The organism is Streptacidiphilus melanogenes, assembly GCF_000787835.1.
Classification (GTDB): Bacteria; Actinomycetota; Actinomycetes; order Streptomycetales; family Streptomycetaceae; genus Streptacidiphilus; species Streptacidiphilus melanogenes.
In genome coordinates this window covers 224,477-235,183 of the sequence record NZ_BBPP01000008.1, presented here as the reverse complement: position 1 = coordinate 235,183, position 10,707 = coordinate 224,477, and the positions used below count along the sequence as shown (strand labels likewise).

At 73.1% G+C, this 10,707-nt stretch carries 9 protein-coding genes and 1 pseudogene; 7 read left to right on the top strand and 3 right to left on the bottom strand.

Features of this window, described 5'->3' with window-relative positions; translation table 11 throughout:
• Positions 1 to 739: ADP-ribosylglycohydrolase family protein (locus TR49_RS12110; protein WP_084724817.1), on the bottom strand; the 739-nt coding region annotated here is incomplete at its 3' end.
• A gap of 305 nt (positions 740 to 1,044) precedes the next feature.
• Here TR49_RS12110 and TR49_RS12105 point away from each other — a divergent pair.
• Positions 1,045 to 1,302: a dsRBD fold-containing protein gene (locus tag TR49_RS12105; protein ID WP_042364661.1), complete on the top strand. Its 258-nt coding sequence runs from the start codon at positions 1,045 to 1,047 to the stop codon at positions 1,300 to 1,302.
• A gap of 13 nt (positions 1,303 to 1,315) precedes the next feature.
• Here the strand turns inward: TR49_RS12105 and TR49_RS12100 are convergent, their stop codons facing one another.
• Positions 1,316 to 2,389: a DUF3048 domain-containing protein gene (locus tag TR49_RS12100; protein WP_084724816.1), complete on the bottom strand. Its 1,074-nt coding sequence runs from the start codon at positions 2,387 to 2,389 to the stop codon at positions 1,316 to 1,318.
• A 154-nt stretch (positions 2,390 to 2,543) separates the two neighbouring features.
• Positions 2,544 to 3,176 (bottom strand): annotated as a pseudogene (locus TR49_RS12095) (phosphoribosyltransferase); the annotation flags it as partial.
• A gap of 339 nt (positions 3,177 to 3,515) precedes the next feature.
• Between TR49_RS12095 and TR49_RS12090 the strand changes: the two are divergent.
• From TR49_RS12090 to TR49_RS39895, 6 genes are all read left to right on the top strand, one after another.
• Complete coding sequence (locus TR49_RS12090; protein ID WP_042380668.1) at positions 3,516 to 3,839, top strand: DUF1330 domain-containing protein; 324 nt, start codon at positions 3,516 to 3,518, stop codon at positions 3,837 to 3,839.
• 47 nt (positions 3,840 to 3,886) lie between these two features.
• Complete coding sequence (locus TR49_RS12085; protein ID WP_042380666.1) at positions 3,887 to 5,749, top strand: ABC transporter ATP-binding protein; 1,863 nt, start codon at positions 3,887 to 3,889, stop codon at positions 5,747 to 5,749.
• Positions 5,750 to 5,871: 122 nt separating this feature from the next.
• Entirely contained in the window at positions 5,872 to 6,849 is a 978-nt protein-coding gene (locus TR49_RS12080) for a serine hydrolase (RefSeq protein ID WP_063770072.1), read from the top strand.
• A 271-nt stretch (positions 6,850 to 7,120) separates the two neighbouring features.
• Entirely contained in the window at positions 7,121 to 8,689 is a 1,569-nt protein-coding gene (locus TR49_RS12075; RefSeq protein ID WP_042380665.1) for a Na+/H+ antiporter, read from the top strand.
• A 159-nt stretch (positions 8,690 to 8,848) separates the two neighbouring features.
• Entirely contained in the window at positions 8,849 to 9,751 is a 903-nt protein-coding gene (locus tag TR49_RS12070; RefSeq protein ID WP_052434230.1) for an SIS domain-containing protein, read from the top strand.
• Positions 9,748 to 10,707, top strand: a 960-nt coding sequence (locus TR49_RS39895; protein ID WP_052434215.1) for a PfkB family carbohydrate kinase, incomplete at its 3' end; no start/stop codon positions are given. The genes TR49_RS12070 and TR49_RS39895, both read left to right, overlap by 4 nt.

The following is a 10,707-nucleotide window of genomic DNA, read 5'->3' as shown; positions in this document are numbered from 1 at the left end:
GCCTGCCGCTGCCGAGCACGTCGGCCGCCCGCCATGCCTCCACCCCGGGCACGAGGTCCGCGGCACGGTGCAGCCCGTCCCGCACGGCGCCCTCCGGCGTCACCTCCGCGACCTGCGCGAGCAGTTCGCCGGTGGCCGGAGCGGCGCCGCCGCGGCTGGCGGCGGCGAGGGCCGCGGCGGCCGCGACCGCGACGGCCCCCGCGAGGGCCTCCGGGTGGGCGTGGGTGACCTCGGCGGAGAAGGCCGCCTGGGCGACGGCCTCGTCCAGGTCGCCGGCGAACCACGCGCCGAGCGGTGCGACCCGCATCGCCGCGCCGTTGCCGAGGCTGCCCTCACCGCGGAACAGCTTCCGGCTCTCGGCCCGCCAGTCGGCGGGCCGGTCCGCCAGGACCGGGAGCAGCCCGCGCATACCGCGGCCGTAGCCGCGGGCCGGATCGGCGAGGAAGGTCGCGCCGAAGGACAGCGCCAGGTCCTCCTGGTGCACGGCGTCCTGGAACACCAGCACGCGCAGCAGCGCGAGCGCCATCGCGGTGTCGTCGGTCCAGTGCCAGGGCGACTCAGGCGGGGTGATCCGGTCCTGGATCTGCACCGCCGCCTCCTGCGGCGAGCGGAACAGCCCGAACCAGCGCTCCCCGAAGGCGTCGCCGAGCGCGAGACCCTCCAGCGAGTCGTGCGCGGCGGCGGGAACCGGGAACGGGGTCGGCATCGGAGTCGGGTGGGGGCTCGGCGGCGTGGTCATGTGGCCATGCTGGCAGCCCCGGGCCGTCGCCCGCACGCGACTTAACGCGCGGCCGGGACTCCGGGGCATGGCCACCTGCCCCTCCCTCACCGGGCTCCGTGACCGGCTCTGCCACGGAGCTCCGTGACCGTCTCCGCGCAGCTAGACAGGGCTCCGGCCACGGCCGCCGCCCGCGTGGGGAGCCCTGCGGCCCGGCTCGGCCGAGGCGCGTCGCTGACCCACCACCCCGCTCGGGGCTCGCGCAGGAGTGGACGGTTGCGGGCAGGCGTGGCGCACTGGTGGGAGAGGCAGGAACGGGTGATCCCATGAAGACCAAGCACTGGACCGTCGCCGTGACCATCGACGAGGACGACGCCCGCACCGAGGCGCGCGCCGTCATGACGGACGCGGGGGCGCCGATGGCGACCGGGCGCGGAGTCGCGCGCCGGAACCCCGCTGACCGCTCGGTGCCGGACATCGGCGACGAGCTCGCGGTCAGCCGCGCGCTGGAGGACCTCTCCCAGCGGCTGCACGACATGGCCTCGCACGACTTCGCCTATCTCGCCGGCCCCGCGGCGCGGTAGCCCGGTCCGGGCCTCAGCCCTCGAGGACGATCCAGGTACGGCCCGGGGTCAGGTTCATCGGCTTGCCGCCCACGGTGTAGCTGGTGGGTGCGTTGTCGTTGGGCTTGGACCACTGGCCGTGCCAGACCTTTCCGTCGCGGTAGAAGTCGGCGCTGCCCGAACCCGTGGTCTGGGAGAAGACCTCGTTGTCGGCGTGGCCGGCGTTGTGGTCGGTGTACTTGCCGGGGACGACGTGGACGTGCTGGATGATCACGTTGTCGGTGTCGGCCTGCCCGGCGTCGATGGTGTTCAGGGCGTGCCCGTCCACCGTGACCAGCCACTTCGCACCGGAGGCGGTGAAGACGAAGGACGCCGCGGGCATCTTCGCGCGCACCGAGGAGGCTCCGGTTCCACCTGCGGGCTCGGGGCCGAAGCGGAAGCCGACGTCCTTGGTCTGCGCGAGGTTGGGGAACGCCGAGAAGATCTGGCCGGTGCGGATGTAGGTCGGTGAACTGCCGCCGTTGCTGAACAGGTTGTTGTGCTGGATGGGGTTGATGGTCTGCAGGTTGGCGGCGGCCAGGTCGGGCTTGAGGCCGGATATCGCGCCGGAGTAGACGAGGCCGACGCGTCCGTAGGGAGCCAGCAGCGGGATGTCGGTCTGCCGTGCGCTGCGGACCGGACCGACGCGCACGGAGGCGTGGCTGCTGTCGAAGACGACGAGGTAGCGGCTGAGCCCCCCTTCGACCTGAATCACGTAGACGAGGTCGGCGGAGTTGAGCCCGGACTGCTGGAACTGCGCGTCGCCGACGTTGTCGATCTTCACGGCGATCACGTGACCGCCGCTCTTCCCCTGGCCGGTCAGCGGGTTGACCGTCGGCGCCGGGGACGGTGAGGGGTGCGGGGGCGGGGCGGGCGAGGTCGGTGACGGCGACGTGGGCGGGGGAGGGGGCGCCGGACTGCCCCCTCCCCCGGCCACCGCGAACCAGATTCCCCCTCCGACGACGGCGGCCCCGGCCACCACGGCCACGATCCTGGCCCGCCGCCCTCCGCCGGGTCGTCTGTTGCCCCCCGGGCTCGCCCCCGCGCTCCGGCTCTGTTCGTCCGCCATCTGCGCTCACCATCCTCGGATCGCGAACAGGCGTATCCCACCACCATGCGCCTGTCGCGCGCCGTCGAAAAGCCGGGCGGCACAACGCGGCCAAGTTCTCAGAAAACGGTCGTCCCAGCGGAGTCCCGACGCGGTCGCAGCGGGTTGGTCAGCGGGACGCGGCGCGGCCCAGACAGTCCAGCACCTCGGCGTCGGAGGTCTGGGCGAAGTCGTCGTAGAACTGGCCGATGGCCGCGAACCACGTCGGGGTGTCGACGACGACCACCTCGTCTGCGAAGCCACGGAACGCCGAGGAGATCCCGCGGGGCGCGACGGGCACGGCGAGGACGATCCGCGCGGCCCCCTGGGCGCGCACGATCCGGCAGGCTGCCTGCGCGGTCGAGCCGGTGGCGATGCCGTCGTCGACGACGACGGCGGTCCGGCCCGCGACATCGACGGGCGGCCGGTCGCCGCGGTAGCGGCGCACCCGGCGCTCCAGCTCCGAGCGTTCCTCCCGCTCGACGCGGCCCAGCGCGTCCTCGCTGGTCCCGGCCATGCCGATCACCTCGTCGTTGAGCACCCGCACCCCTCCCTCGCCGATCGCACCCATACCGAGCTCCGGCTGGTAGGGAACGCCGAGCTTGCGCACCACCACGACGTCGAGCGGCGCCTCCAGCCGCGCCGCCACCTCCGCCGCCACGGGCACACCCCCACGCGGCAGCCCGAGCACCACCACGTCCTCACCGCGCAGATGCTCCAGGCACGCGGCGAGCCTCCTCCCCGCCTGCCGACGATCGGTGAAGACCATGACGCCGCTCCGAGTCGGCTCGCTTGCCCTCCCTACCAGCGTAGATCCGCGGCCCTGCAGGTGCGGCGGGCTCCGCTGTCAGACTGACCGACATGATCATGCGGGGGCCCCGGGCAGCAGGTGCACCAGGGCGGGCTTCCGGTTCTTCGCGGTCGTGGGCGCGGCCGGACCTCCGCTGGGCGCCTGGGCGGAGCGCACGCGTCCCAGGCGACCGGAACCCGCGCTGCGGAGTACCTAAGCGCGACAGATTCGGCGCCCTGCCCCCTTCCGCGAAGGTGGAGTCATCGAAGCCGGAACACCGGGAAGCACGAGCACCGAAGAGCGTTGAGGAGCAGCGAGATGACCGCCTACGCCATGGCCCACGTCCACTCCGTCGAGTTCGGTCCGGACATCGTCGAGTACCTGGAGCGGATCGACGCGACCCTGGACGCGTTCGGGGGCCGGTTCCTGGTCCACGGGAACCCCACGGAGGCGAGGGAGGGCAGCTGGGTCGGCGACCTGATCCTGATCGAGTTCCCGGACATCGAGCGGGCGCGGGCCTGGTACGACTCCCCCGTCTACCGGGACATCCTGGAGCTGCGCACCCGCCACATGGTCGCCGACGTCGTGCTGGTGCCGGGCGTGCCGGAGGGGTACCGGGGCGCGGACAGCCTTCAGCACTGAGCTAGACTCACTATTAGCGACAGCAATAATGAGCTATGCTCGATGGTATGAAACCTCCGGTTCCCGACTGGACTCCCCCGCCGCGTGATCCCGATGCGCCACGGCCGCCCCGGCAGCTGCGGCGCATCCTGCGGCTGTTCCGTGCCTACCGGGGGCGACTCGCCGTGGTCGCGGTGCTGGTGGGCCTGTCGTCCCTGGTGTCGGTCGCCTCGCCGTTCCTGCTGCGGGCGATCCTGGACGTCGCGATCCCCGAGCGGCGCACCGGCCTGCTGACGGTGCTCGCGCTCGGGATGATCGCGGTGGCCGTCGCGAACTCCGTGTTCAACGTCTGGCAGACGTACCTGTCCACCAGCGTGGGCCAGCACGTCATGCACGACCTGCGCACCGCCGTCTACGCGCACCTGCAGCGGATGCCGCTGGCGTTCTTCACCCGCACCCGCACCGGCGAGGTGCAGTCGCGGATCGCCAACGACATCGGCGGCATGCAGGCCACGGTGACCTCCACGGCCACCTCACTGGTCTCCAACTCGACCTCGGTCGTCGCCACCGTCGTCGCCATGGCGGCGCTGGACTGGAAGCTGACGATCGTCTCGCTCTGCCTGCTGCCGGTGTTCGTCTGGATCAGCCGCCGGGTCGGCAACGAGCGGCGGCGGATAGCGGGCGAGCGGCAGCGCCAGCTCGCGTCCATCTCCTCGATCATGCAGGAGTCCCTGTCGGTCTCCGGCATCCTGCTGGGCCGCACCATGGGGCGCTCGCGCGCCCTCAGCGACGACTTCGCCCACGAGTCGGCCTCGCTGGCCGACCTCGAGGTGCGCGCCGACATGGCCGGGCGCTGGCGGCAGTCGACGATCCAGATCGTCATGGCCGCGATGCCGGCCGTCATCTACTGGGCCGCCGGGCTCGTCGGCGCGCACGGCGCGACGATCTCGCTCGGCACGCTGGTCGCGTTCACCTCGCTGCAGCAGAGCCTGTTCCGGCCGACCGTCTCGCTGCTGCAGGTCGGCGTCGCGGTGCAGGTCTCGCTGGCGCTGTTCCAGCGCATCTTCGAGTACCTGGACCTGGTGCCGGACATCACCGAGCACCCGGACGCGGTCACCCCTGCCGGGCGCGCCCACGGCGAGGTGCGCTTCGAGGGCGTGGGCTTCCGGTACGAGAGCCGGCAGGAGCGCCCGACGCTCGAGGACGTCGACCTGACCGTCCCGCCCGGCGGCAGCCTCGCCGTGGTCGGCGAGACCGGCTCCGGCAAGACGACCCTCAGCTACCTGGTGCCGCGCCTGTACGACGTGACGCAGGGCCGGGTCACCATCGACGGCACGGACGTGCGCGACCTCAGCTTCACCGCGCTGGCCGACGCGGTCGGCGTGGTCTCCCAGGAGACGTACCTGTTCCATGCCTCCGTCGCGGAGAACCTGCGCTTCGCCAAGCCGGAGGCGACCGACGCGGAACTGGAGGCCGCGGCCCGCGCCGCGCAGATCCACGACCACATCGCCTCGCTGCCGGACGGCTATGCGACGCTGGTCGGCGAGCGCGGCTACCGCTTCTCCGGCGGCGAGAAGCAGCGCCTGGCCATCGCCCGCACCATCCTGCGCGACCCGCCGGTCCTGGTCCTGGACGAGGCGACGAGCGCGCTGGACACGCAGACCGAGCAGGCGGTGCAGCAGGCGCTGGACCACCTCACCGCCGGCCGGACCACCATCACCATCGCGCACCGGCTCTCCACCGTCCGCGACGCGGACGAGATCGTCGTGCTGGACGCGGGCCGGATCGTCGAACGCGGCACGCACGAACAGCTGCTGGCCCTCGGCGGGCACTATGCGGCCCTGGTGGCCAGGGACGGAAGCGGTCCGGCCGACCCGGAGCAGAAGGACTCCCGCACGGGTCGTCGGTCCGAGCCCGAACTGATCACCTGATCGTTACCCTTTTTGGTGCAACCCGATCCGACTTTCGGAAAGTCTGCAGTGCAGACGAGGCGTCAACTCGCACACTCGTCTAGCACAAGCGACCGTTTCCGACGTCGGAAGGATCCATTTCGGTGGCATCATCCTTCAAGGCGCGCGCCCAGCGCGCGCTGGCCGGGGGGCTCGGCGCCGTCGCCGTCGCCACCCTGGCCCCGCTGGGCCTCGCCCAGCCGGCCGCCGCGGCGACCACCCCCGTCTGCATCTCCACCAGCCACCCCTCGCTCGCGGCCAAGCTGTCGCGTGACATCACGTCAGCGCTGCGCGGCCGCACGGACACCTACGCGCTGGACGTGTGGGATCCGCACACGGGGGTGTCCTGCTCCCTGCACGCGACCTACCACTTCGACTCCGCGAGCGTCGTCAAGGCGGCGATCATGGGGGCGGTGCTGTGGAAGGAGAAGGGCAAGTACCTCAACTCCTACGAGCTCGACAACCTGTACCCCATGATCCGGAACTCGGACAACCAGGCCGCGACCAACCTGTGGGACTACCTGGGACGCACCGAGATCAACGCCTTCCTGCGGAAGGTCGGCATGTCCAACACCGTGCTCGGCCCGGGCGGTTACTGGGGCCTGACCCAGATCACCGCCCACGACGAGATGAAGCTGCTGGACGCCCTGACGGACCGCACCGACGTGCTCACCCCCAAGGGGAAGGCCTTCGCGCAGAGCCTGATGGCGAGCGTGGAGTCCGACCAGCGCTGGGGCACCCCCTACGGGACCCCGAAGGGCGTCACCGCGCACGTCAAGAACGGCTGGCTGCCGCGCGCCACCCTCGGCTGGCGCGTGAACAGCCTCGGCATCTTCAACGGCTCCGGCCGTGACTACCGCATGGTCGTGCTGACCGACAACCAGTCGACCATGGGCTACGGCATCACGACCATCGAGCGCGTGGCGCTCCAGGTCCACCACGACCTGGGTGCCATCTCCAGCACGGCGGGCGGCGCGCCGTCGCCGCGTGCGGTGCAGCAGCCGCTCGCCCAGCCGGGCTCGGACGCCCCGCGCGTCGCCACGGGTGACGGCTCGGCGCCGTTCGGGTCGGCCAAGGGCTGACCACCTCTGCTCCCCCTGACGGACTCCGCAGGACCCGTCACCACCGCCCCCCGGCGCCTCCGCGCGCCGGGGGGCGGTTCCGCTTTCCCTGGGACTCTCACCTGTTCGGGCTTGCGTTCGACCACCGCGTCTTGACAGGATCTTTACGGAGTCCGTGCGCGCCAGCGCGGCGGATTGCGCGAGGTGAGCCGGGAAGGCTGGTCGGCGAGCCGGGGCAGAAACGCCCCGGGAGACGTCCGTGACCGCACGAGAGACCGGAAGCCCCGCGCCGATGACCGATCTGACCGCCGTTCTGCTGCTGGTGGCCCTGGCCACCCTGGTGGCCACCGGTGCCCGGCGGTGGAGCCTGCCCGCGCCCTCGGTGCTCGTGGTCGTCGGCGTGGTGATCGGCGCGATGCCCTTCACCCCGGACCTGCACGTGCCGCCGCAGGTCATCAGCGTCGGCGTGCTGCCGCCCCTGCTCTACGCCTCCGCCGAGGAGATATCCCTGCGCGACCTGCGGCTGGTCTGGCGGCCGGTCGCGGTGCTCGCCTTCGGGCTGGTGCTCGCCTCGGCCGCGGCCGTGGGGCTGCTCGCGGGCGCACTGACCCCGCTCACCGCGCCCATGGCGTTCGTCCTCGGCGCGGTGCTGGCCAGCACCGACCCCGTCGCGGTGACCGCCCTGGGACGCAGACTCGCACTGCCGCCGCGGATCCAGGTCATGGTGCAGGCGGAGAGCCTGTTCAACGACGCGACCAGCCTCGTGCTGTTCAAGGTCGCCGTCGGGACGGCCGTGGCGGCCGGTTCCTTCTCCCTGCCGCGCGCGGCGGGAGAGTTCGTGCTGCTGGGCGGGGGCGGCGCGGTCGTCGGGTGGCTGGTCGCACTCGTGGTGGCACAGATCCGCAAGCGCACCGAGGACCCGGTGCTGGAGACGGTGATCGCGCTGGTCACCCCGTACGCCGCCTACGTCCTGGCCGAGGACGCGCACACCTCGGGCGTCACCGCCGTCGTCGTCGCGGGCGTGACGCTGGGCTCGATGGGGAACCGGCTGACCGGCGCCCGCATCCGGCTCCAGGTGCACGCCGTCTACCAGACCGTCGTCTTCCTGCTGGAGAGCGTCGTCTTCGCCATCATCGGCCTCGAACTGCCCTCCCTGATTCACGGTCTGGGCGCGGACGCGGAGAGCTGGCCGCTCGACGTGCTGGCCATCGCGACGCTGCTGATCGCCACTCGGATGCTCTGGGTCTTCCCGATGTCCGCGGCCATGCAGCGGCGGCGCGGCGCGGCGGTCGTCTCCTGGCGAGTGCCGGCCGTCATCTCCTGGGCCGGGACGCGCGGCGTGATGCCCCTGGCGGCAGCCCTGTCGATCCCGCTGCTCGCGAACGACGGGCAGCCGCTGCCCCACCGCTCGCTGGTGCTCGTACTGACCACCGGCGTGGTGGTGCTGACGCTGGTACTGCAGGGATTCACGCTCGCTCCGGTGGTGCGCGCCTCGCGTATCGCGCTGGAGCCGGCGGCGACCGCCCGCGAGGAGGCCGAGGCGCGCGACCGACTCGCCCGCGCGGGCCTGGCCCGGCTGGAGCAGGTCGCCGACGTCGAGGCCGCGCCACAGGTGGTCGTGGAGCAGCTGCGCCGCAGCCTGCAGGCGCGCCTGGACCACGCCAGGGCGCAGCTCGACGAGGAACCGGACGCCGACTCCACGCTGGTGGCCGCGCACCGCGAACTGCGCCACGAGCTGATCCGCGCCGAGGCGGCGGAATTGGCCCGGCTCTACGAGGAGCGCCGCATCACGGACGGGACCAGGCGGCGGCTCCAGCGCGCGCTGGACCTGGAGGAGACCGGGATCGTCGAGGAGGAGTAGGCCGCTCCGCCCCCTGCTGACGCACCGCCCTGTCCGGCTTTCGCCGGGCGGGGCGTTTCGCTTTCCGGCGCGGCTCGCTATGCTCGGTCTTGTTCATCTGTACGCTCAAGTGAGCAAGAGTGCGCACATGCGCACCTGAATCGAGAGAAGGTGCCGCCGGTGACCGCCGCCTCGCAGACCTCGTCGGAAATCGAGTCCCAGCCCGCGTGCTGGCAGCGGGCGCTGGACCTGCTGCCCTCGGTCGCCGCCCTGCTGCCGCGCCCCGGCGAGCGGGTCGCCGTCGTCGGTTGCGGCACCTCGTGGTTCATGGCCCAGGCCTACGCCGCCCTGCGGGAGGGCGCGGGCGTCGGCGAGACCGACGCGTTCGCCGCGTCCGAGGCCCCGCTCGGCGAGGGCTTCGCCCGCCGCTACGACCGCGTGCTCGCGCTGACGCGCTCCGGCACCACCACGGAGGTGCTCGGCCTGCTGGAGGCGGTGCGCGGAGAGGTCGCCACCACGGCGATCACCGCGGACCCGGCGACGCCCGTCGCCGACCTCGCGCGGGACCTCGTCGTCCTCGACTGGGCCGACGAGCGCTCGGTGGTGCAGACCCGCTTCCCCACCTCGCAGCTGGTGCTGCTCCGCGCGCACCTCGGCGAGTCCGTCGCCCACCTGCCCGCGCAGGCCCAGGAGGCGCTGGACACGGAGCTCGCGCCCGAGCTCCTCGACGCCGAGCAGGTCTCCTTCCTCGGCCGCGGCTGGAGCTACGGCGTGGCCCGCGAGGCCGCGCTCAAGGTCCGCGAGACCGCGGCCTGGTGGACCGAGTCCTACCCCGCGATGGAGTACCGCCACGGCCCGATCAGCGTCGCCCGCCCCGGCCGTGCGGTGTGGAGCCTCGGCGCCCTCCCGGACGGCCTCGCCGAGCAGGTCCTGGCGACCGGCGCACACCTGGTGACGGCCCGTCACGACCCGCTGGCGGAACTCGTCAAGGTCCAGCGCCTCGGCGTCGCCCTGGCCGACCGGCTCGGCCGGGACGTCGACAACCCGCAGCACCTGACCCGTTCGGTGGTGCTGTCGGCGTGATCGTCACCGTCACCCTGAACGCCGCCCTCGACGTCACCTATGTCGTCGCGGGCGGCGTCCGCCCCGGCGCGACCCACCGCGTCCGCTCGGTCGCCGCGCGGGCGGGCGGCAAGGGCGTCAACACCGCGCGCGTGCTGGCCTCGTTGGGCGAGCCGGTGCTCGCCCTCGGCCTGGCGGGCGGCGCGTCCGGCGCGGAGCTGCGGGAGGAACTGGACGCGGCCGGCGTCGCGCACCGCTTCACCGCGATCGCGGGCACGACGCGCCGCACGGTCGCGGTCGTGGACGCCACGCAGGACGGTGCGGCGACGGGCGGGGTGACGGGTTTCTGGGAACCGGGCCCGCAGGTCTCCGCGGCGGAGTGGACCCGCTTCCTGGCCGACTTCCGCGCGGCGCTCCCCGCCGCGCGGGCCGTCGTCCTCTCCGGCAGTCTCCCCCCGGGCGTCCCCCGCGACGCCTACGCCGAACTGGTCCACCTCGCCTCCGACGCCGGCCTCCCCACCCTCGTCGACGCCGACGCCGACGCCCTGCGCGAGGCCCTGCGCGCCCGCCCGACCCTGGTCAAACCCAACACGGAGGAGGCCCTCCGGGCCCTGGGCCAGGACTCGCACCCCGACGAACCCCCACCTGCGGTCGAGGACGGGACCACCGCTGCCCGGCCGGCCCAACAGCCGCCCAGCGAGGGGCCCGAGGCAGGTCGGTCCGCCGACGGCGACCCGCGACGCGCGACGACGGGGACGGGGACGGGGACGGGGACGGCTGGAGCGGTCAACCGGCCGACCGACCGCGACGACCAGACCTCCCATGTCGCGTCCGCGCAGCGGCCGGCGCCCGAGGAGGCTGAGAGCAGCGGGCCCGCCAGACCCGCGCCGAGCGCGACGCCATGGCCGGCCGGCTCCGAGGAGGTGCGCGCATCCCTCGCGCAGCGGCTCGTCGCCTCCGGTGGCACGCAGTACGGG